We start from the raw sequence: 22,549 nt of genomic DNA on the forward strand, positions 1-22,549 counted from the left end.
GACCATATCGGAGATGATGCGCAACGCCGCCCACAGCCCCGTGCCCGTGGAGGCCCCGGCCTTGCGACCGATCAGGGTGTCCAGGTGGCGGATCGCGGCGACCGCGGCGGCGTCGGGAACGCGGATCATCCGGTCGATCGCCGAGCCCATGAAGCTCGGCTCCACGCGCTGTCGGCCGATGCCCTCGATCCGGGACCCGAGCGGCGTCGTCACCGAGGGGTCCTGCTCGCGCCAGGCCGGGAGGAAGGCCGAGTTCTCCGGGTCCGCCACGCACACCCCCGTCTGCCGGCCGGTGTAGCGCACGTAGCGGGCGATCGTCGCGGAGGTCCCGCCGGTGCCTGCCGTGGCCACGATCCACGCGGGATCCGGATAGCGCTCCTGGGACATCTGCGCGAACAGCGACTCCGCGATGTTGTTGTTCCCGCGCCAATCCGTGGCCCGTTCGGCGAACGCGAACTGGTCCATGTAGTGACCGCCGGTCTCGCGCGCGAGGCCCGCGGCGACGTCGTACACCTGGTCCGGGCGCTCCACGAAATGGCAGCGACCGCCGTGCAGCTCGATCAGGCGGATCTTGTCACGGCTGGTCCCCTGGGCCATGACGGCGATGAACGGCACCCCGATCAGCCGTGCAAAGTACGCCTCGGATACCGCCGTGGACCCGCTCGACGCCTCGATCACCGGCCGCCCCTTGCGCACCCACCCGTTGCACAGCGCGTGCAGGAACAGCGAGCGCGCCAGGCGGTGCTTGAGCGAGCCCGTGGGGTGCGTGGACTCGTCCTTGAGGTACAGGTCCACGCCCCACTCCTCGGGCAGCGGCACCGATAGCAGGTGCGTGTCCGACGACCGGTTGCCCTCCGCCCGCACCTTCACCACGGCCTCGGCGCACCATCGCCGGGCCTCCGCGTCGAAACGGTCGATGTCCTCCTCGGGCGCCACCGCCGACGACGACGCCGCTCGCTCCCCCACGCTCATTCCTCGAGTGCTCATGAGGGAACCCTATGCCGGACCCACTTCCCCGCGGGGCATCCCGTCACCACAGCCAGCCGGGGCGGGCATCACCCGTCAGCGCGGTCAGCCAGTAGTCCGGCAGCAGGTCCGCCAATCGCTTCCACACGACCGCCGTGGGATCGTCCCAGCCCGCCACCGCCGCACCGTGCTCCGACCCGTCCGGAAACCGGGTTTCGAGTAGTGCCTTGCACTCGGTCACGACGTAGTCCAGGGCGGAAGTGTCCATGGCCGGAGCCTATCGGGGAGCGCGCCGCACGGGTCGATTGGCCAGTCGGCCAGAGTTGCCCGCGGTGCGACCATGTTCCGACGCCGGTCCGGCGGACGATCGAACCCTCGAACCGACCGAGGTGACGGTCGCACGGTGGAGCCGCAGCGGCGTCGTCTCCTCGCGGACCTGCGTGTCCACCAGGCCGCGATGCGACGTCGCGAGAGCGACACCCCGCCCACTGCCTGACATCTGAGGCACTCTCGAGCCACCGGGTGCACTTTCAGGCGCGTCGAGGCCAGGAATACCCGCTGTTCGTGGCTTCAACGTGCCTCACACTCCGGGGGCTGGCCAGAACGTGCCTCACAATGCGCACGTTGGCCCAAACGTGCCGCCGAGTTCGAGGACTGGCAGGGACCCGCCGCCGTCATCGTGACGCATTGCCCCACCTGACCCTCGGCGATACTGGTTAGGCATCAATCGACCGGAAAGTGTCGTGGGTCACGCAATTGACGGTATGAATGTACCCACCGGTCGAACCGGCCCCCGCGCACCCTGCGGCGGCGTTGGGCCGGTGGGTCCATCGCATCACTCCCGTGGAGGCACCATGACACGAACCCTCAGCCGACGATCGTTGCTGGCCGCAGCGGCGTCGTTGCCCGTGATCGGGGGCCTGTCGGCCTGCGCGGGAGGCCCGCGCGCGACCGACCGCACGCATCAGCTGGTGTGGTCCACCTACGGCGTGGGCACCGGGACGTACAACGACCTCGCGGCGGTCGCGAACACCCTGACCCAGCGCACGGGACGGCAGATCCGGTTGATGACCTCGGACACGGGCATCGGGCGCCTGGCCCCGCTGATCAACGGCACGGCCCAGTACTCGCGCACCGGGGACGAGTACTACTACGCGTTCGAGGGCAATGACGAGTACTGCTCCGAGCAGTGGGGCCCGCAGGCGCTGCGCCTCGTGTGGACTCCCCCGGGCAACTACGGGGTGCTGGTGCGCAAGGACAGCGGCATCGAGACCGTGGCGGACCTCAAGGGCCGCAAGTTCCCCAAGCTGATCGCGAGCACGTCCATCAACCGCAAGATGGAGGCGATCCTCAACTACGGCGGCCTCACCGGCAAGGACGTCCAGATGGTGGACGTCACCTACAGCGGCCAGATCGAGGCGCTGAAGACCGGTCAGATCGACACCCTGTACCAGAACGTGGTGGGTGCCAACGTCTCCGAGCTGGCCTCCCAGTACCCCATCCGCTGGCTGAACCTGGGCGGCGGCACGCCCTCCCAGTACGCCACGTGGAAGGAGCTGGCGCCGATGGTCAAACCCGGCGAGTTCTCCAAGGGTGCGGGCCTGGCCAAGGGGGAGACGGCGGTGAACATGCAGTACACCATCCCGGTGGTCGCCCGCGCGGACCGCCCCGCGGACGAGGTCGCCGCACTGGTCGCGGACATGGACCGCTACTACCCGGACTACAAGGACACCACCCCGGACGCCCACCGCTTCGGCACGGACCAGATCCAGCTCACGCCCCTGGTGATCCCGTTCCACGAGGCCATGGTGGAGTTCCTCACCAGCAAGGGCCGCTGGAGCAAGGACCTGCAGACCCGCCAGGACGCCCTGCTGGAGCGCGAGCGCCGCATGCACGAGGCCTGGCCCGCGTTCTGGCAGGACCACAAGGACCGCGAGGACCCCAAGTCCGCGCGCAAGGAGTGGGTGGACTGGAAGAAGGCCAACCTTCCCGAGCTCCCGGACACCCCCGGCACCCTGCCCGGCACGTCGTCCACCACCGCACCCTCCGGAGGCCACGCATGAGCACCCCGTACCAGCCTGCCGACACCGTTGGCCCCGCCGATGCCGTGACTCCCGCCGGCACCGCCGGGCCCCCCGCACCGGCGCTGAGATCACCGCCACGCACCCGCACGGGGGCGACGACGCCGCCCAGCCCACCATGCCCTCGGACGTCTCCCTGCACGATGCGAGCCCGCGCCTGACACCGTTCTGGCGCAGCCTGGTGATCGTGCTGACCATGGTGGGCGTGCTGCTGACCATGAACCAGGTGTTCTTCTGGAACGTGGGCGGGGTGACCATCCCCACCAACTCGTTCCTGTACCTGCTGATCGCGGTGTTCGTGCCGATCGTGTTCATCGTGACGCCCATCCGCAAGCACGCCCCCGGGGCCGCGGCTCGGCAGCGGCGGGGCGTGCCGTGGTACGACGTGCTGCTGCTGCTGGCCGTGGTGGGCACCAGCGCGTACTTCGCGGTGCATGGCATCGAGATCCAGGAGTACGGCTGGCAGTACATGGCCCCCACCCTGGCCACCGTGCTGAGCTTCGTGTTCTGGGCCCTGATCCTGGAGACCCTGCGCCGGGCCGCCGGGCTCGTGGTGCTCGTGATCGCGTTCCTGTTCTCCGTGTACCCGCTGTTCGCGGGGATCATCCCGCTGTCCTTCCTGCAGGGCATCTCCTACGACCTGCCCACCCTGGCCCAGGTGCACACCATGGGCGTGGACAGCGTGCTGGGCCTGCCCCTGCAGACCGCGGGCACCATCCTGGTGGGCTTCCTGCTGTTCGGCGTGGTGCTGCAGCACACCGGCGGTGCGGACTTCTTCCACGAGCTGTCCATGGCCGTGTTCGGCCGCTACCGCGGCGGCTCCGCCAAGGTGGCCGTGGCGAGCTCCGCGGCCATGGGCATGATGAGCGGCTCGGCGGTGTCCAACGTGCTGACCACGGGACCCATGACCATCCCGGCCATGAAGCGCTCCGGGTTCAGCGCCCGGGTGGCCGGGGCCGTGGAGGCCACCGCGTCCTCCGGCGGCTCCATCACTCCGCCCATCATGGGCACCGCGGCGTTCCTCATGGTCTCCTTCGTGGGCGTGCCGTACACGAGCATCCTGGTGGCGGCCACCATCCCCGCGATCCTCTACTACCTGGGCATCTTCCTGCAGATCGACGGCTACGCCGCCCAGCGCGGACTGCGCGGCACGCCCAAGAACCTGCTGCCGCGCGCCCGCCACGCCCTGGCCATGGGCTGGCCCTACCTCGGCGCCCTGGCCGTGCTCACGGCGCTGCTGTTCACCACGGACTCCGAGGCCCGGGTGCCGTACTGGGTGGTGGCCATCCTGCTGCTGATCGCCCTGGTCAAGCCCAGCGTCAGGTTCGGCCCCCGCCAGTGGGTGGACATGGGCGTGGACGTGGGCAAGACGCTGGCGCAGATCGTGGGCATCATCGCGGGCGTGGGCCTGATCCTGGGTGGGCTGACCGCCACGGGCGTGGCCCTGTCCCTGTCCCGCGACCTGGTGGCCCTGGTGGGCGACAACGTGGTGCTCATCCTGATCGCCGGCGCCGTGGTGTGCTTCATCCTGGGCATGGGCCTGACGATCTCCGCCGCGTACGTGTTCCTCGCCATCGTGATGGTCCCGGCCGTCACGGCCCTGGGCGTGGACCCGATCGCCGCACACCTGTTCGTCATCTACTGGGCGTCGGTCTCCTACATCACCCCGCCCGTGGGGCTCGCGGCCTTCGCGGCGGCCGGCATCTCCAAGGCCTCGCCCATGGCCACGTGCTTCTCCGCGATGAAGCTCGGCGCCGTGAAGTACGTGGTGCCGTTCGGCTTCGCGCTCAACCCCGCACTGGTGGCCCAGGGCGAGCCCGTGCACATCGGGCTGGCCTTCCTCTCCAGTCTCGTGGCGGTCTACGCGATCGCCGCGGCCATGGGCGGCTGGCTCACATTCGTGGAGCGGCAGCTGCCCATGGGCCTGCGGGTGGTTCTCGCCGTGGGCGGATTCATGATGTTCTTGCCTGGGGCCCCGGTCACGCTCATCGGTCTGGTACTGGTGGTCGCGGCCGCGGTGCTCGCGCGCCTGCGCCGGCCGCGCGCCGTCGTCGACCCCGAGACCGGGCAGATCACCAGGGTGCCGGAGGGAGCCGAGGTTCCCGACGCCGCCCGCGGCACGCACGGCGCGCACGGCACCGGCGGTGCCCCCGCGGGTGCGCACGCCCCGCACGAGAACACGAAGGAGAACGCATCATGAGCGCAGAGAACACCGACGTCCTGACCGTGGACGTCACGGACGGGATCGCCCTGGTCACCGTGAACCGGCCGGAGGTGCGCAACGCGATCAACGCGACCGTGCTGCGGGCCATCACCGAGACCCTCTCGCAGCTGGCCGAGAACGACGACGTGCAGGTGCTGATCTTCACCGGCGCCGGGGACAAGGCCTTCGTGGCGGGCGCGGACATCAACGAGCTCGCCGTACGCACGCCCAAGGACGGGCTGAAGGCCACCATGCAGGGCGTGTACGAGAAGGTGGAGCAGTTCCCCAAACCCACCATTGCAGCGGTGAACGGCTACGCATTCGGCGGCGGGCACGAGCTCGCCCTGGCATGCGACATCCGCGTGGCCTCCACGAACGCGCAGTTCGCGCTGCCCGAGACCGGGCTGGGCATCATGCCCGCCGCGGGCGGCACGCAGCGCCTGGCCAAGCTCGTGGGCCTGGGCCGGGCCACCGAGATCGTGCTCACCGGGCGACGTGTGAAGGCGGACGAGGCCCTGGACATGGGGCTGGTGACCCAGGTGGTGGAGCCGGACGAGCTGCTGGTTACCGCCCGCGAGACGGCGCAGGCCATCATGGCCAAGGGCCCGCTGGCCATCCAGCTGGCCAAGACCGTGATCCGCCACGGCTTCGACGTGGACCACCAGACCGGGATCCTGTTGGAACGCCTGGCCCAGTCCGTGCTCTACAGCAGCGCCGAGAAGGCCGAGGGAACCACCGCGTTCCTGGAGAAGCGGACCCCCGATTTCCACAGTGCAGCACAGAAGGACGTGAGCAAGTGAGCGAGAACCCCCTGAAGGAGATCCAGCACATCACCGTGATCGGTGCCGGGGCCATGGGCTCCCAGATCGCCATGGTCTGCGCCCTCGCCGGGTACGACACGGACGTGGTGGACATCAAGCAGGAGGCCGTGGACAAGGCCTCCGAGCAGCTGCACTCCCGCATGGACCGTGACGTCAGCAAGGGCCGGCGCACCCAGCAGGACGTGGACGCCGCGTTCGAGCGCCTGACGTTCTCCACGGACCGGGACGCGTGCGCCGCGCAGGCGGACTTCGTGATCGAGGCCGCCGTGGAGGACCTGACCATCAAGCGTCAGGTCTTCGCGGAGCTGGACGCGGTGTGCCCCGAGCACACCATCCTGGCCACCAACTCCTCGAACATCGTGTCCTCGCGCGTGGCGGACGCCACCCACCGGCCGGAGAAGGTGTGCAACGTGCACTTCTTCAACCCCGCGCTGGTGATGAAGTGCGTGGAGGTGGTCCCCCACGAGGGCACCTCCCGTGAGACCGTGGAGACCGCCATGGAGCTGGCCCGCTCGATCGGCAAGGCCCCCGTGGAGCTCAAGAAGGAGGTTCCGGGCTTCGTGGCCAACCGCCTGCTCGGCGCCCTGCGCACGGAGGCGCTGAAGCTCTACGAGGACGGGGTGGCGGACTACAAGGACATCGACGTGGCCGCCAAGACCGCCCTGAACCACCCCATGGGCCCATTCGAGCTCATGGACATGGTGGGCATCGACGTGGTCTACCTGATCCGGCTGGCCGAGTACGAGCAGACCGGTGACCCCGCGTCCCTGCCGGCCGAGTCCATCAAGGCGAAGTACGAGGCCGGTGACTACGGCCGAAAGACCGGCCACGGCTGGTACGACTACGAGTAGGACCCGCTAGGTTCCGGGGACCTCTGCGGCCTGGCCGCGGGGGTCCCCGTAGAGGTTCTGGGCCAGGCGCACCACGGCACACAGCGCGGGGTTGGGGTCCGCCGCGCGCCACATGAGCTGCACGTCCAGGGGGCGCTGCGGCTGGGCGAGGGGCCGGAACACCACGCCGTCCGAGGCGACGTTGTCCCGCACAGTGTCGAGGCTCAGGGCGCAGCCGATCTGGGCGGCCACGAGCACCACCAGGGTCCACGAGTCCGGCGCCACCTGGGCCACGCGTGGCACGAAACCCGCCGCTGTGGCGAGGGAGGTCAGCCGGTTCTGTAATGCGGCCCCCGGACCCGAGGGCAGGATCACCCAGGACTCCTCGGCCAGCTGTGACATCTCCACCCGGGGCGCGTCCGCCAGCGGGTGGTTGCTGGGCAGCACCACCATGACCTCCTCGTGGCCCAGCACGGACGAGCGCAGCTCCGAGGGGATGAAATCCCACCGCCCGATGGCCACGTCCAGGGAGCCGCCCAGCACCTTCTGCATGGCGGTGTGGGAGAACTGCGAGCCGTGCAGCTCCAGGTGTACCCCGGGGCGGTGGGTGCGCACGTGGCGGGCCAGCTCCCCCACCTGCCGGTTGATGGACGCTCCCGCGAACCCGAGGCGCACGCGCCCGGTCTCTCCGGTCATGGACTTGGCCACCGCGGTGCGGGCCTGTTCCGAGGCCGCCACCAGCTCGCGCGCGGGCTCCAGGAGGGCCGCCCCGGCCGGGGTGAGCGAGACCTGCCGAGTGCTGCGCTCGAACAGCTGAGCACCCAGGGACTTCTCGATGCTCTTGATGAGCCGGCTCAGGGGTGGCTGCGCGATCCGCAGGTTGGCGGCGGCGCGCCCGAAGTGCAGTTCCTCGGCAACCGCCAAGAACGCCTTGGCTTCGTGGACTTCCATGGGCGGAGCCTACGTGATTGTTGCCACACGCGCATCAGTCCATCGCTCTTCTTGTATTGGACAGAACCTAATGACGGTGATTGTGTGGGATGAAACACATTCCCCGTCCCAGTGGAGCGTTCATGTCCCTCACCCAGGATCCTGCGACCTCCGGGCCGCTCAGCGGAGTGGTCGTCGCGGACTTCTCCCGCGTGCTCGCGGGGCCTTACTGCACCATGCTGCTCGCGGACATGGGCGCCACCGTGGTCAAGGTGGAGAGCCCCACCGGGGACGACACCCGCGGGTACAAGCCGCCTAGCCGGGACGGGGTGGGCACCTACTACCTCTCCGTGAACCGCAACAAGCACTCCATCGTGCTGGACCTGCGCGATCCGGCGGACCTGGAGACCGCCTACGAGATCATCGACGCCGCGGACGTGTTCATAGAGAACTTCAAGCCCGGCGGGCTGGCCCGCTACGAGTTGGATCCCGAAGCCGTGGCCGAGCGGTGGCCCGGGCTCATCCACACGAGCATCACCGGATTCGGCACGGACCGCGGCGCACACCTGCCGGGCTACGACCTGTTGGTCCAGGGCGTCTCAGGCTTCATGTCCGTGACCGGCTCCGCGGACGGCCCACCCCAGCGGGCGGGCGTGGCGATGTTCGACGTCCTCACCGGGCTGCACGCCGCAGTGGCCATCCTGGGCGCCCTGCACGAGCGGGACGTCTCCGGCAGGGGCCAGCACATCCATCTGGATCTGCTCTCCTGCGCGCTGTCCTCCCTGGTCAACCAGACCACGGGCTACGCGGCGTGCGGCAACGACCCCCAGCGCATGGGCAACGACCACCCCAGTCTGTTCCCGTACGGACCGTTCCCCACCGCGGACAAGGACCTCATCATCACGGTGGGCAACAACCCCCAGTTCCGGCGTTTCGTCACGGTGCTGGGCCTGCCCGAGCTCGCGGAGGACCCGCGCTTCGACACCGTGGAGAACCGCAACCAACACCGTGAGGAGTTGCGCCCGCTGCTCAACAAGGCGCTGTCCTCGGACACCGCCGAGGTGTGGGCGTCCCGGTTGCAGGCGGAGGGCCTGCCGTGCGCCCCCATCCTCACCATCCCCGAGGGCGTGGAGTACGCGGCCTCCCTGGGCCTGGACCCCGTGGTGCAGGTGGGCGAGGGCGACGAGGCCGTGCCCCTGATCAAGAACCCCGTGACCTTCAGTCGCACCCCGGTGCGCTACGACAAGGCCCCGCCCGCCCTCGGTGCGGACGGCACCGATGTCATGGCCTGGCTGCGTTCCCGTCGCGCCGCCCACGACGACACCCCCGCACCAGAGCGCGCGGCCGTCGGTGCAGTGCTCGCCGCCGCGCACGACGGCGCCGCCGGTTCCCCGAGCGACGCCCCGAACCGCGCGTAGCCCCTCCCCACACCAGAATCTCGCGCCGCAGCGAGGCGGAGCCCCGCCTCCCGGCCACCGAAAGGACCCGTGATGAGCGAACTGCTCGAGAACCCCGACTTCTTCCTGCTGGACCAGGAACTCTCCGCCGAGGAGATCGCCCTGCGCGACCGCGTGCGCGCCTACGGTCAGGAGCACGTGCTGCCCGCGATCAACGCGTTCTGGGAGCGCGGCGAGCACCCCCTCCCCGCGTTCAAGGGCCTCGCCGACCTGGGGGTCGTGGGAACGTTCATCGAGGGCTACGGCTGCCCCGGACTCTCCCGCCAGGCCGCCGGGTTGGTGGCCCGTGAGATGGGCCGGATCGACGGCTCCGTGAACACGTTCTTCGGCGTGCACTCCAACCTGTGCATGGGCAGCATCTACATGCTGGGCAATGAGGAGCAGCGCCAGCGGTGGCTGCCCACCATGGCGAAGATCGAGACGACCGGTGCGTTCGCGCTCACCGAGCCCACCCACGGCTCGGACTCGGTGTCCCTGGAGACCTCCGCGCGCCGGGACGGGGACCACTGGGTGCTCAACGGGCACAAGCGGTGGATCGGCAACGGCCACGCCGCGGACGTGATCGTGCTCTATGCCCGGGACGAGGCGGACGGACAGGTCAAATGCTTCGTGGTGGAGAAACAGGAGGACGGCGAGTACCCGCAGGGCTACCTCCCCACCGTGATCGACGGCAAGATCGGCAAGCGCGCCATCAACCAGGCGGACATCGTGATCGAGGACCTGCGGGTCCCCGAGGAGAACCGGCTGGAGAACTGCCACAGCTTCAAGGACGTCAACAAGGTGCTCAAGGCCACCCGCGGCGGTGCCTCGTGGGAGGCCGTGGGGCACGGCATGGCGGCGTTCGAGATCGCCGCGAACTACGCCCTGGAGCGTGAACAGTTCGGGATGCCGATCGCCAGCTACCAGCTGGTGCAGGAGCGGCTGGCCACCATGCTCTCGGACCTGACCTCCATGCAGCTGCTGTGCACCCGCATGGCGCAGTTGCAGGAGCGCGACCAGCTCACGGACGCCATGGCCTCCATGGTCAAGATGACCACTTCCCGCAAAGCCCTGGCCATGTGCCGCACCGCCCGGGACATGCTGGGCGGCAACGGGCTGTTGCTGGAGTACCACATCGGCCGTCACCTCACCGACATGGAGGTGGTCTCCACGTACGAGGGCACCGACTCGATGCAGGCGCTCATCGTGGGCCGGGAGATCACCCGGATCTCGTCCTTCACGCGCACGCGCAGCTGACGGGTCCGGGCTGGTGGGTACGCCGTAAGGGTTCGTGAGTTCTGTTCCGGGCCTCGCCGCGAGAAGATGATGGGCATGGTTAACCGCGTAGGTAGTCAGTCCTTTGCGACGAGCAGTACCGCTTCGACCTCATTCGTGGGACGTCGCAGGGAACTGAAGGAAGCGCGGGCCACGGTGTCCCGCTCGCGGTTGACGACCCTCACGGGTCCCGGAGGCGTGGGCAAAACCCGCCTGGGGATAGAAGTCGGTCAGCGCTTGCAGACCCATTTTCGCGACGGTGCGTGGATGGTGGATCTGGGATCCCTCAACCCTGGTGCCCCCATCAGCCCGATAGTCGCCTCCGCCCTGGCCATTCAAGACCAGTCGAATCGCGGGGCGCTGGAACGAGTGACGGACTACCTGCAGGACAAGGAGTTGTTGCTGTTCCTCGACAACTGTGAACACGTGCTGTCCGGGGCCGGGGAGTTGGTGGACCGTGTCCTGGCCACGGCCCCGGGGGTGAGGATCCTCACCACCAGCCGTGAGCCCCTGAGCATGGCCGGCGAGGCGATCTATCCCGTGCCTCCCTTGGCGACACCCTCCGTGGAGGACGACCATGCGGTTCAGGACCTTGAACGCTTCGAATCGATTGCCTTGTTCGTGGACCGTGCACGGAACGTGGTGGGTGACTTCGCGATCACTCCCGAGAACCAGAGGGCCGTGATCGAGTTGTGCACGCGCCTCGACGGCATGCCACTGGCCATCGAACTCGCCGTTGCGCGGTTGCAGAGCATGTCCGTGACCCAGTTGCTCGATCGCCTGGACCAGCGCTTCCAATTGTTGAGCCGCGGGTCTCGCACTGCTCAGCCCCGGCACCGGACACTCCAAGCGTTGATCGACTGGAGTTACGAGCTCTGCACCCCGGAGGAGCAGGTGCTGTGGCAACGGCTGTCAGTCTTCCCCAGCAGTTTCGATCTGGAAGCCGCCGAGGAGATCTGCAGTTTCGATGGTCTCGTCCCGGATCTCGTTCTGGACTTGTTGGATCGCCTCGTGGCCAAGTCCATCCTGCTCACCGAACGCAACGGGGAGGCAGTGCGCTACCGCCAGCTCATGACCGTGCGTGAATACGGCGCCGACCGGCTGAACGACGGCGCGGCCACTGAGCTGCGCCGTCGTCACCGGGATTGCTTTCTTCGCCGGGCGGAAACCATGGTCGAACAGTGGTCTACTCCGCGCCAGGGTGAGTTCATCCTGCGCGCTCGCACGGAACGCCCCAATTCCATGGCGGCATTGCAGTGGTCCGTAGCCACCCCCGGTGAGATCAACGCTGCTGCACGCCTGGCGGTGGCGTTGCGTCACCACTGGGTGTCGGACGGTTACCTCAGCGAAGGACGTTTCTGGCTCGACCGTGTGCTGGGCGAGTACGACGACGCCCCGGAACGACACGAACGAGGATCCGCGTTGTGGGTGGTCGCCTGGGTCAGTCTGTTGCAAGGCGATCACGAAGCTGGCGCGGAATACCTCGCCGAATGCCGACGGGTAGCCACGGCCCTCGGGGACGACGGCCTGCTTGCTCACACGGAGCACTGGAGTGGTTTGTACGGCATCTTCACAGGGGATCTCTCCACCGCGATAGTTCACTATGAACGCGCAGTAGCCGCCCACGACCGCGTGGGCGATCTGCACAGCCCTGACGACCGAACTGCTCTCGTGGGTTGCCGCTTCCACCCGTGATTTCCCGCGCGCCGTGGAACTCTCTGGCGCCGCGGCCTCCGTGTGGCGCAGTCTGGGAACCACGATCCGGGCGTTCGGGCCCCACATCGACGAGATTTCCCGGGCCTCCGCCAAGCGTGTCCGACAAGGACTCGAACCGGGAACGTCGGATTCCTCACCCTTCGAGCACAAGCGCTTGACCAAGGAGGAAGCGATCGCGGTGGCACTCGCCGAACCGCAGGATGCCGATCAGGAGACGGACATCCAACCGCTGACCCGCAAGGAATGGCAGGTCGCTCAACTGGTGGCTCGGGGGCTGACCAACAGGCAGGTGGCCGAAGAACTGGTGGTCTCGCCGCGCACCGTGGACGGCCACGTGGGTCGCATCCTCACCAAGTTGGACGTCACGACCCGCATGCACATCGCATCGTGGGTCGACGGCAGACGAGGAATGTAAGGCGCGAAGCACGACATGCACTGGCGCCCCGGATCGAGAGGTCCGAGGCGCCAGTGTCAGCCGGTCAGCGCGTGAAGAAACGCTGGTGCGGCTGGGACTCAGACGGTGATCATTGCCGCGGAGCGCACCGAAGGAAATACGCCTGAGAGGAACTCCTCGATCTCCGCCGTGTCCCCCAGCGGGAAGATGCCGGCCACGTACTGGTCGGGGCGAACCACTACCACCGCACCGTCCGCGCTGATACCGCGCTCCTCGAAGATGTCGTGTCCCTCCAATGTGCCAAACACCTTCTCCATGTCCGTCAGTCGGAACGTGCCGGTTTTGGGCTTGAACGCCCCCGGCACGTCCGAGACATCGAATTCGGTGTGCCGCTGGCGGTGGATCAACTTGGTGTCGAACAGATCGGGAGACAGCGATCCTTCAGCCCAGTGGGCCCAATCCTGGAGGGTCTGGGAAACTCCCGGAGCTGCGTCGTCAGCGAAAACGTAGACACGCCACCGACCGTCCGCGAAGTGATCGTGACCGATGTGCATGGGCACCAGATCGCACACACGGCCCACCATGGCGGACTTGAAACGCCTACCGAGCGGGTATCCCTCAGCGAGTTCCTGGTGCTTGGTGTCCGCCGTGATCATCGATGGCTCGTACTCGGTGAGGTAGCCCGCGTTGAACTCGGCGTTCTTCGTGTAGAAATCCTCCAGTTCGTTGGGGTTCTCGAACTGGTCACTCGGCTGCGCCATGAGGGTGGACCATGCCTTGTCGAACTCGATCAGACGATGGGCGATGTCCTTGCGCTCCTCCGCGTAGGTGCGCAGCAGTTCCACGGGGCTGTTTCCGGAGAGCACGTGGCCCAGTTTCCACCCCAGGTTGAACCCGTCCTGCATGGACACGTTCATACCCTGCCCCGCCTTGGCCGAGTGCGTGTGGCACGCATCCCCGGTGATGAACACGCGGGGGTCCTGGCTGGAGGTCTTCTCCGAGGCGCGGTCATCGAAATGGTCGGAAACGCGGTGACCCACCTCGTAGATCGAGTGCCACACCACGTTCTTCACATCCAGCTTGTACGGGCTCATGATCTGCTGCGCAGTGGCGATCACGTCCTCGAGTGGAGTCTCACGCACGGAACGATCACCCTCCGCCACTTCACCCAGATCCACGTAGAGCCGGAAGAGGAACCCGCCCTCGCGCGGGATGAGCAGGATGGTGCGACCGGTCGAGGACTTGATGGTGCACTTCTTGCGAACGTCCGGGAAGTTGGTGTCAGCGTAGATGTCCATCACGCCCCACGCATGGTTGGCCTGCTTGCCGTGCAGTCGATACCCCAGGGACTTGCGCACATTGCTCCGAGCGCCGTCCGCCCCCACCACATACTTGGTACGCACCTGAAGCTCTTGGCCCTCGTCGGGTCCGGCCGTGCGGCGCAGGGTCACCGTGATCGGGTATTCGCGGTTCTCTTCCTCGGGGGCGACTTCCATGTCCACGAATTCGTAGCCGTAATCCGGTTCCATCCGAGTGGGCGCGTTCTTCATGAACCGATTGAAATGATCGATGATGCGCACCTGGGTGATCAGCATCATGGGCCATTCGCTGAATTCTTCCGGCAGTTCGCGGGTGCTCATCTCGCGGATGATACGTTCCGGGTCCTGGGGATCAGGCTTCCAGAAAGCCATGTCCGTGATGGTGTGCGCTTCTTCGTAGATCTCGTGGGCGAAGCCGAACGCCTGGAACGTCTCCATGGTCCGGGAGTGCACGCCATCCGCATTGGCCAACGGCAATCGGTGTCCCCGGCGTTCGATCAACCTGGTGTTGACCTCTGGGAACCGGGACAGCTGTGCTGCGGTGATCGACCCGGCGGGACCGCACCCCACGATCAGCACATCCATGGTGTCGGGCAACTCGGCGGGACGATCCACCCCCGAGCCCTGAGCGGGCATAGTCATGGGATCACCGGTTTGATAGCCATCTACATGAAACTGCATGATATCTCCTTGGAGGAATGGAATGACATTCTGTGTTTTGTCTCACACGATATGGATCTCACTCGGTAACTCACAAGCAGTTCAGTCGCTACAGACAACATCCGCCTCAAAAACTGGATCGGCTAGCATGAAATTGGCGTTGTCGTAAGGGTAGGACTACGCAATTCGACCATTCGGACGAAATTCATATTGATTAGTTACCGAACGCTTTTGATATCTGGCAGATCTCGCCGTCGGAATTCGCCCCCAATGAGCACGCTAGGTCCGAATGTCGCCCCAGAACTCGTTCGCCCACTGAGCCCCCCTGGTGGCGCTCTCGGCCCGGGCGGCCCACCCCGGAACTCACAGCACCGTCCGGGCGGAACGTGTCACCATGGGGACGGGCCCGCCACACCCGGGTGGGCCCACCTGTCCTTCTATCGGTGAGGTAAGTCTTCCGTGTCCCACGCCCCCTCCCCCCGCGGCCCCGAGGCCTCCTATCCGCAGTTCGCCGGCCCACCGGCCGGGACCTCCGCTCGCTCGGTGACCACCCGGACCGTGGTCGGTGCCTTCCTGGCGCTCGCGGTGCTGTGGGGTCTGGTCATGCTCATCGCGTACGGCAGTCTGCACACGGTCACGGGTCAGGCACTCGACGAGGTCGCCCTGGCCCAGGCCAAGGCCGACCGCAATGTCTACTTCCCCGGCGCGGCCCTCGTCCTCGCGCAGTACGTCCCGGAGCTCGGGGCGGTGGCCGCCGGTGTCCTCGCGCTCGTGTGGGCCGTGCGCTACCGCCGTTGGACGGCCGCCGTATGTGCCGCGGGGGCGGCGTTCGCTGCGAACGTGACCACCCAGTTCCTCAAGCACGGGGTGCTCGACAAACCCGATTGGGGGATCCAGCAGATCGCGTCCAACTCGTTCCCGTCCGGTCACACGACCGCGGCGGCTTCCGCGCTCATGGCCGTGCTGCTCGTGGCGCCTCCCCACCTGCGGGCCAGGGCGGGGCGCTGGGGAGCCCTGATAGCGGCGGTCACTGGCATGCTCACCATCCTCAACGGTTGGCACCGTCCCACGGACGCCGCGGCCGCGCTGCTCATCGTGGGCGGGTGGGGCGTCGTGGCAACCCTCGTGGCACGCGCCGTCGACGCCGCTCTCTCCCGTACCGACGCCCGCCCCGGAGCGGCATCGCTCCAGTTCTACCGGCAGTTCCGGAAGAACCGTTCGCGTAGACGCCAGGACATCGAATGGAGCGAGGACCGGGGCGAGAGTGCCTATCTTCCGCCGGCCCACGAGCGCGCCGAGCGGCAGTTCGCAGAACAGCAGCGTGGTGAGCAGGAGCGGGCGGCATCGTACCCGCAGGCTCAGCAGGGGTACCCGCACGCGCAGTACGGGCACCAGCAGCCCCAGCCGACGTGGTCGCAGCCCGCCCCCTACGGAGCGCCCGTGTACCGCCCGCGTTTCCCCGCGCGACCCCGGTTGGGCACCGCGATCACCCTGACCGTGGTGGCCGCGGCATTGCTCGCGGCAGCAATCTGGTGGCCCTCCCCGACCGTGGCGGGCACGCTCGCCGGGCGGGTCACGCTCACGGCGGGGTACGTGGGCATCGCGGCGGCCGCGGCCCTGGGGTGGTCGCTCGTGGCGCGGCGACTGCGCGACACGACCCGGTGACGGCGACCCGGTGACAACGAACGCAACTGCTATCGGACGTCCGGGAGTGACGGCCGGCTAGATCGCCGCCAATCGGTCCAGGAAAACCCGGGCCACGCCGGCCTGGTACGGCAAGCGGTACATCGAGGCGGTGGACGGGCCCTCACCGGAGAGGCCCACGTCCCGAGCGCGCCGGATGGCCAGCTCCATGGTGTCCGCCTGCTGGGACACGAAGTTGCCGGTCACGGGCGAGCCGTGGCCCGGCACGAACACTCGGTAGCGTTCCAGAGTCGCGAGCGCGCGCAAGGACTCCACCCAGCGCTGGGGGTAGGCGTCCTCGAAGTTGGGGTCCGCCCCCTCCTCCACGAGATCACCGCAGAAGACGACGTCGTCCACGCCCACGCACACGTCGTTGTTCGTATGACCGGGGCCCAGGAAGAACAGGGTGACGGGGCGTTCCCCCAGGTCGATCCGGGTCAGGGAAGGCCTGCGACCGTCCCCCGGAAGAGTGTTGGTGGGCATAACGAGCTGGGTGTCCATGCCCTGGCCCTCACCCATCTCGGGTTCCTGCGTGCTCACGAAACTGCGCTGGTACTCGCCGACCTCCGCCATCGCGGCCGCGCACGCCTTGTGCGCCCAGAACTCGGTGGCCCCGGCGCGCGTGAACACCGCGTTACCCATGTAGTGGTCGTAGTGCGCGTGCGTGTTCACCACGGTGAGCGGTAGCTCCGTGAGCTCACGCACCGCGGTCAGGATCTCCCGGCCCTGGCGAGGCCCCGCACCCGTGTCGATCACCAGGGCGCGCTGAGTGCCCAGCACCAGACCGGAGTTCAATCTCCAGTTCTCGGTGCCGATCACATAGACGCCGGGGCGCAACTCCTGGGTGCGTGCCATGGGGCTCAGTCTATCGGCAACCCCGCACCCTCTACGTATCGCCGCAAGCCACCGGGGCATGTGGCACGACGCCGCTCCGGCCGCCCCGCGCGACGGGAACCCGCGGCGGGGCGGTGCTACTGTGTGCCGCGTGTTTTCGACCAACCCCGACACCCCCGTGACCCCGGCGGGCCGCTTCGCGCCGTCGCCGTCGGGGGACCTGCACCTGGGAAACCTGCGCACGGCCCTGGCCGCGTGGGGATTCGCGCGGGCCACGGGGCGCCGCTTCCTGTTGCGCGTGGAGGACCTGGACCGGGTCAAGAAGGGGGCCGCACAGCGCAACGTGGCGGATCTGCGGGCGATCGGCCTCGACTGGGACGGCCCCGTGGACCACCAGTCCGAACGCATTCCCCGATTCCTGGACCGCGTACAGGATCTCACCGAGGCGGGCCTCACGTACGAGTGCTTCTGCACGCGCAAGGAGATCCACGCGGCGGCCTCCGCTCCCCACGGCATCCCGGGCGCGTACCCCGGCACGTGCCGGAACCTGAGTGCGGCCGAGCGCGCGCGACGTCGTACCCAGCGACCCCCCGCCATCCGGCTGAGGGCGCAGACGCGGGAGTTCACGGTGCACGACCACTTCGTGGGCGAGTACACGGGAGCCGTGGACGACATGGTGCTCGTGCGCAACGACGGGACGCCGGCGTACAACCTGGCCGTGGTCGTGGACGACGCCGAACAGGGTGTGGACCAGGTGGTGCGCGGGGACGACTTGTTGCCGTCCGCTCCGCGACAGGCGTATCTCGCGGGGCTGCTGGGGCACCGGGTTCCCGAGTACGCCCACGTGCCGCTGGTGCTCGGTCCCGCCGGGGCGCGGCTCGCCAAGCGGGACGGCGCCGTCACGCTCGGGGAGCTCGAGGACATCGGGTACACGGCGCAGGACGTGCTCGCGTGGCTCGCCGGCTCTCTGGGGATCGTCCACCCCGTGCGCACCGCCGCGGACGTGCTGGACCGATGGGACCCGAGCTCGTGGCGGCGCGAACCCGCGACCTTCACACCGTGGCCGGTGACGCGTCCGTAGGGCCTCCGGAGCGGTAGAGTTGTGAACTGTCTCACACGGCTCGCATGGGATCTGCGTCACCTCCCCTATACAGTGGACGCAGTCCAACGACCCCGTACCGGAAGGCACGAGTATGTCCGATCAGGCGTACCAACTCCTGGCGATCCTGGCATATTTCATCGCCATGATCTGCATTGGCCTGTGGGCCAACAGCAAGACCAAGAACCTCGACGACTACATGCTGGGCGGGCGCAACCTCAAGCCCGGCGTGGCTGCACTGTCGGCCGGCGCGTCGGACATGTCCGGATGGCTGCTCATGGGTCTGCCCGGTGCCGTGTACCTCTCGGGTCTCGTGGAGGCGTGGCTCGCGATCGGGCTGACCATTGGTGCGTGGATCAACTGGAAGATCGTGGCTCCCCGGTTGAGGGCCTACACCGAGGTCTCCCACAACTCGATCACCATCCCGTCCTTCCTGGACAACCGCCTCAAGGGCAACACCCGCGTGCTGCGCGTGATCTCGGGTGTGATCATCCTGGTGTTCTTCACGTTCTACGTCTCCTCCGGCATGGTGGCCGGCGGTGTGTTCTTCCAGTCCTCGTTCGGCACCAGCTACCTCACGGGCATGCTCCTGGTGGCCGGGGTGACCGTGCTCTACACATTCTTCGGAGGCTTCCTGGGGGCGTCCTACACGGACCTGTTCCAGGGTCTGCTGATGCTGGGCGCGCTGCTGCTCGTGCCGATCGTGGGCATCTTCCTGGTGGGCGGGCCCGGTGAGATGGCCACCCGGATCGAGAACGTGAACCCCGACGCGCTGTCCCTGTTCGCGGGCGGCACTGCGGTGGGCATCATTTCCTCGCTCGCGTGGGGCCTGGGTTACTTCGGCCAGCCCCACATCATCGTGCGCTTCATGGCGCTGCGCACCCCCGCGGACGCCAAGTCCGGGCGCCGGATCGGAATCGGCTGGATGATCCTCACGGTGCTGGGTGCCATCGGCACCGCCCTGGTGGGCATGGCCTACTACGGCAACCGCCCGGGCCAGGAGCCCACGGACCCGGAGGCCATCTTCCTGGACATGTCCCAGGTGCTCTTCCACCCGCTGATCGCGGGCCTCGTGCTCGCCGCCGTTCTGGCGGCCGTGATGTCCACGATCTCCTCGCAGCTGATCGTCTCCTCCTCCGCGCTGGTGGAGGACCTCTACAACCTGGCCGCCAAGCGCACCCCGTCCCCCAGGGCGCAGGTGTGGCTGGGCCGCGGTGGCGTGCTGCTCGTGGCCCTCGTGGCGGCCGCTCTCGCGTGGGAACAGAACTCCACCATCCTGGACCTAGTGGGCTTCGCGTGGGCCGGCTTCGGTGCCGCCTTCGGCCCCGTGGTGCTCATGAGCCTGTTCTGGCGCAAGCTCACCAACGCGGGCGCCATCAGCGCCATGGTCGTGGGTGCCGCGACCGTGTTCCTGTGGCAGTACACCCCGTGGAGTGACCTCTACGAGATCATCCCGGGCTTCATCCTGGGTGGTCTGGTGGGCATCATCGTCTCGCTGGCCACCCACCGGGAGAACCCCGAGATCCAGCGCGAGTTCGACGAGACTCTCCGCCTGGTCCACCACCCCGAGCAAGCCGATCCCACCGCCGCGGCCAAGGCGGCCGCCGGTGGCACCACCCCCGGGACCGTCTGAGTTCCACGGCCTGCGCCGCGGCGCAGACGGACGACGCCCTCGCACCGCACGGTGCGAGGGCGTCGTTCATTCCTGCGAAACCCGTTCCGCCGGGGCGCGCGGGCTCAGAAGCCGAGGTCGTGCAGCGAGGACCGCATGGTCCCCGCTGACGCGCGCAGCTGCTGCTTCTCGGGCTCGCCCATGGGAATGCGCAGCTGCTGGCCCACACCGGCGCCCCCCACCACGGATGGCACGGACAGGGCCACGCCGCTCACGCCGTAGTAGTCCTCCAGCACGGTGGACACGGACAGCACCGACTGCTGGTCCTTGAGCACGGCCTCCGCGATACGCACCCCGGCCAGGCCGATCGCGTAGTTGGTGGCGCCCTTGCCCTCGATCACGCGGTAGGCGGCGTTGACCACCTGGTCCTTGAGCTCGTCCAGGCGCTCGGTGGTGAAGGGCCGGCGCCCGTCCACCTCCCACTCGCTGAGCGGCACCTGACCGATGCTCGCGGAGGACCACACGGGGAACTCGCTGTCCCCGTGCTCACCGATGATGTAGGCGTGCACGCTGCTGGTGTTCACCTGCGCCTCGCTGCCGATCAACCAGCGCAGCCGGGAGGTGTCCAGCACGGTGCCGGAGCTCATGATCCGCTGGTGGGGAAGCCCGGTGATCTGCTGGGCCACCACGGTGAGCACGTCGCACGGGTTGGTCACCAGCACGAAGACCGCCTGCGGCGCCTGCTCCACCAGTTGCGGCATGAGCGACTTGAGGATCGCGGTGTTCGCACCGGCCAAATCCAGGCGGGTCTGCCCGGGGCGCTGCTTGGCGCCGGCGGTCACGAAGACGATGTCCGCGTCCTTGAGCACGGCGACGTCGTCCGAGCCCTCCACACGGACGCCCGGGGCGAACATCTGGCCGTGGGAGAGGTCAAGTGCCTCGGCCTCCACCTTGGCGGTCTGCAGGTCGTAGAGGGCGATGTCCGTGGACGTGCCCCGGATCATCGCGGCGTAGGCCAGGGATGTCCCCACGGATCCTGCCCCCACGACCCCGATCTTGGTGCGGCGCACGGTAGTTTCGTTTGACGGGCTCACGGCTCATTCTCCATTCGACGCGCTCGGTCCGACCGCGCCCGCGGGGGACCCACGAACCCGGATCAGCTGACGGGGACGGCGACGCCGTTCGGTGGCGTCCCGCGCGGTGGGCACCGCGCGGTCCCCACCCCATTTTCGGCCGCGACGGCGATGCCTGGCAATGAGCAGCCCACGTCGGGGCGGTGGTGTCCCGCGCCGTCGTGGGCTGCGCTCTTCGAGTGTGCTTCAACGCGGAGGCCACGGCCGACTTTCCAGACACTCCCAAGCCACGGCCACGTTTGAAGGCGCTCCCGGGTCCGGGCCACACGCCCTGCCCAGGTCAGCAGTGGTAGGTGTCGGTGGGGGCCTCGAAGTGCATGTCGTAGCCCTCCGGCAAGCGCATCCCGAATGCCGACGCCAGCCCCAACACCTTGCGGGCCCGGGCCAGTCGGGGCAGGTCGGAACCGTTGCGGATCTGACCGCCCTCGGCCTCGAACTCCCCCAGGAACTCGGTGGCCCAGGACAGCTCGCTCAGGGACGGGGACAGCCCCTCGTTGACGGTGGCGGTCTGTTCCGGCATGAGACACAGCTTGCCGGTCATCCCGAACTCCGTGGTCACACCGGTGGCCTCCGCGAGCTTGGCGCCGAGAGCTCCCACGGCCGGTCCGTCGATGGGCCCGGGCAGATTGGCGGCACGCGAGGCAATGGTGAACTGCGAGCGCGTGTACGCCAGCGCCATGGGGTTCTCGCCGAAGCCCGTGTCACGGCGATAATCGCCGATCCCGAACGCCAAGCGATACGTGGACCGGGCCGTGGCGATGGCCTGGAGGTTCTGCACGCCGCGCGCGGTCTCCACGAGCGCCACGATTCGGGTCCCGCGCAACAGCTCCGCGGTGCGGGTCACGTGTTCCGGGGACTCGGTCATGGCCAGCATCACGCCGTCCAGCCCGGGGACGTCCCGCAGGGCGCGGAGATCCTCCTCCCACCACGCGGTGCCGAAGCCGTTGATGCGCACCCACGCGCGGTTGACCTGACCCTCCTGGTTGCGGGAGCCGAGCCACGCGATCACGTTCTCGCGGGCCTGGGCCTTGTCCGCGGGTGCCACGGAGTCCTCGACGTCCAGCACCACGGCGTCCGCGGCACTCTGCGCGGCCTGGTCGAAACGGGACCTGTGGGAGCCGTTGACAAGCAGCCACGAACGGGCCAGCTCCGGGCCCACGGCGGGGGTCTCGGTGGGATCGATGGTCATGGTGGTTTCCGCAGTGGTGGTGGTCATGAGAGTCACTTCGCGATCTGTGTCTGAGAACGGACACGCCCCCTCTGACCTCGGTGTCCGGGCACGTGCGGGCGGTGAGCCGCGGCTGCGCGGGTGCTCTCCGGCCCTCCCGTGCGGCGTGACGGGTGAGGTGGGGTAGCGCGGGCAAGCCGATCACACGGACCGGCCTGGACGATGAGGGGCCGGTGCGGGTCGTCTGCCAGTCGTGCTGCCCGGTGCTTCCGCGCCGTGAGATGAACGGTCGGACCCAGGGCGCACGTGGTGATGCACTCCGGGGTGGGGCGAAACTTCACCGTAACGCAGCTCACAGCGGATCTCAAACGGGGTGTCCACGGCCGTCC

At 68.2% G+C, this 22,549-nt stretch carries 18 protein-coding genes; 11 read left to right on the top strand and 7 right to left on the bottom strand.

Annotated features, from left to right (window positions below; all coding sequences use genetic code 11):
- Positions 1 to 987: PLP-dependent cysteine synthase family protein (locus tag J1M36_RS07505; RefSeq protein WP_241246962.1), on the bottom strand; the 987-nt coding region annotated here is incomplete at its 3' end.
- Positions 988 to 1,030: 43 nt separating this feature from the next.
- Positions 1,031 to 1,234, bottom strand: a complete 204-nt coding sequence (locus tag J1M36_RS07510) for a hypothetical protein (protein ID WP_098054842.1) — start codon at positions 1,232 to 1,234, stop codon at positions 1,031 to 1,033.
- A gap of 586 nt (positions 1,235 to 1,820) precedes the next feature.
- On the opposite strand from J1M36_RS07510, the gene J1M36_RS07515 reads away from it, so the two are divergent.
- From J1M36_RS07515 to J1M36_RS07530, 4 genes are all read left to right on the top strand, one after another.
- On the top strand, positions 1,821 to 3,029 hold the full coding sequence (locus J1M36_RS07515) for a TAXI family TRAP transporter solute-binding subunit (RefSeq protein ID WP_098054844.1): 1,209 nt from the start codon (positions 1,821 to 1,823) through the stop codon (positions 3,027 to 3,029).
- A 136-nt stretch (positions 3,030 to 3,165) separates the two neighbouring features.
- Positions 3,166 to 5,247 carry a TRAP transporter permease gene (locus J1M36_RS07520; protein ID WP_241246963.1) on the top strand — a complete coding sequence of 694 codons (2,082 nt, stop codon included), beginning with the start codon at positions 3,166 to 3,168 and terminating at the stop codon, positions 5,245 to 5,247.
- Positions 5,244 to 6,050, top strand: a complete 807-nt coding sequence (locus tag J1M36_RS07525) for an enoyl-CoA hydratase/isomerase family protein (RefSeq protein WP_193518946.1) — start codon at positions 5,244 to 5,246, stop codon at positions 6,048 to 6,050. The genes J1M36_RS07520 and J1M36_RS07525 overlap by 4 nt, the downstream gene beginning before the upstream one ends.
- Positions 6,047 to 6,922: a 3-hydroxyacyl-CoA dehydrogenase family protein gene (locus J1M36_RS07530; RefSeq protein WP_082943354.1), complete on the top strand. Its 876-nt coding sequence runs from the start codon at positions 6,047 to 6,049 to the stop codon at positions 6,920 to 6,922. The genes J1M36_RS07525 and J1M36_RS07530 overlap by 4 nt, the downstream gene beginning before the upstream one ends.
- A gap of 6 nt (positions 6,923 to 6,928) precedes the next feature.
- Here J1M36_RS07530 and J1M36_RS07535 read toward each other — a convergent pair whose 3' ends face one another.
- Positions 6,929 to 7,852, bottom strand: a complete 924-nt coding sequence (locus J1M36_RS07535; protein WP_064846670.1) for a LysR family transcriptional regulator — start codon at positions 7,850 to 7,852, stop codon at positions 6,929 to 6,931.
- Between the two features lie 122 nt (positions 7,853 to 7,974).
- Here J1M36_RS07535 and J1M36_RS07540 point away from each other — a divergent pair, with 122 nt between their 5' ends.
- The 4 genes from J1M36_RS07540 to J1M36_RS13110 all read left to right on the top strand — a co-directional run bounded on the left by J1M36_RS07540 (position 7,975) and on the right by J1M36_RS13110 (position 12,673).
- The gene (locus J1M36_RS07540) at positions 7,975 to 9,249 is read left to right on the top strand and encodes a CaiB/BaiF CoA-transferase family protein (RefSeq protein ID WP_064846669.1); all 1,275 of its coding nucleotides are present in this window, start codon (positions 7,975 to 7,977) and stop codon (positions 9,247 to 9,249) included.
- Positions 9,250 to 9,321: 72 nt separating this feature from the next.
- Positions 9,322 to 10,524, top strand: coding sequence for an acyl-CoA dehydrogenase family protein (locus tag J1M36_RS07545; RefSeq protein WP_064846668.1), 1,203 nt, complete (start codon positions 9,322 to 9,324; stop codon positions 10,522 to 10,524).
- Between the two features lie 75 nt (positions 10,525 to 10,599).
- A complete protein-coding gene (locus tag J1M36_RS07550; RefSeq protein WP_342358308.1) occupies positions 10,600 to 12,237 on the top strand; it encodes an NB-ARC domain-containing protein in 1,638 nt (545 codons plus the stop codon).
- Positions 12,238 to 12,250: 13 nt separating this feature from the next.
- A complete protein-coding gene (locus tag J1M36_RS13110; RefSeq protein WP_197493135.1) occupies positions 12,251 to 12,673 on the top strand; it encodes a LuxR C-terminal-related transcriptional regulator in 423 nt (140 codons plus the stop codon).
- 98 nt (positions 12,674 to 12,771) lie between these two features.
- Here the strand turns inward: J1M36_RS13110 and J1M36_RS07560 are convergent, their stop codons facing one another.
- Positions 12,772 to 14,652, bottom strand: coding sequence for an FAD-dependent monooxygenase (locus tag J1M36_RS07560; RefSeq protein ID WP_206478989.1), 1,881 nt, complete (start codon positions 14,650 to 14,652; stop codon positions 12,772 to 12,774).
- Between the two features lie 438 nt (positions 14,653 to 15,090).
- On the opposite strand from J1M36_RS07560, the gene J1M36_RS07565 reads away from it, so the two are divergent.
- Entirely contained in the window at positions 15,091 to 16,296 is a 1,206-nt protein-coding gene (locus tag J1M36_RS07565; protein WP_342358309.1) for a phosphatase PAP2 family protein, read from the top strand.
- Positions 16,297 to 16,353: 57 nt separating this feature from the next.
- On the opposite strand, the gene J1M36_RS07570 is transcribed toward J1M36_RS07565, so the two are convergent.
- Complete coding sequence (locus tag J1M36_RS07570; protein ID WP_206478990.1) at positions 16,354 to 17,169, bottom strand: MBL fold metallo-hydrolase; 816 nt, start codon at positions 17,167 to 17,169, stop codon at positions 16,354 to 16,356.
- A gap of 130 nt (positions 17,170 to 17,299) precedes the next feature.
- On the opposite strand from J1M36_RS07570, the gene gluQRS reads away from it, so the two are divergent.
- A complete protein-coding gene (gene gluQRS, locus J1M36_RS07575; RefSeq protein ID WP_064846667.1) occupies positions 17,300 to 18,229 on the top strand; it encodes a tRNA glutamyl-Q(34) synthetase GluQRS in 930 nt (309 codons plus the stop codon).
- Between the two features lie 112 nt (positions 18,230 to 18,341).
- On the top strand, positions 18,342 to 19,880 hold the full coding sequence (gene putP, locus J1M36_RS07580; protein WP_206478991.1) for a sodium/proline symporter PutP: 1,539 nt from the start codon (positions 18,342 to 18,344) through the stop codon (positions 19,878 to 19,880).
- A gap of 104 nt (positions 19,881 to 19,984) precedes the next feature.
- Here putP and J1M36_RS07585 read toward each other — a convergent pair whose 3' ends face one another.
- Together J1M36_RS07585 and J1M36_RS07590 are read right to left on the bottom strand one after the other, a co-directional pair.
- Entirely contained in the window at positions 19,985 to 20,953 is a 969-nt protein-coding gene (locus tag J1M36_RS07585) for an L-lactate dehydrogenase (protein ID WP_206478992.1), read from the bottom strand.
- 319 nt (positions 20,954 to 21,272) lie between these two features.
- Positions 21,273 to 22,208, bottom strand: a complete 936-nt coding sequence (locus tag J1M36_RS07590; protein WP_206478993.1) for a CoA ester lyase — start codon at positions 22,206 to 22,208, stop codon at positions 21,273 to 21,275.
- Positions 22,209 to 22,549 lie beyond the last annotated feature (341 nt).

The organism is Kocuria sp. KRD140 (assembly GCF_017168375.1).
Lineage (GTDB): Bacteria > Actinomycetota > Actinomycetes > Actinomycetales > Micrococcaceae > Kocuria > Kocuria marina.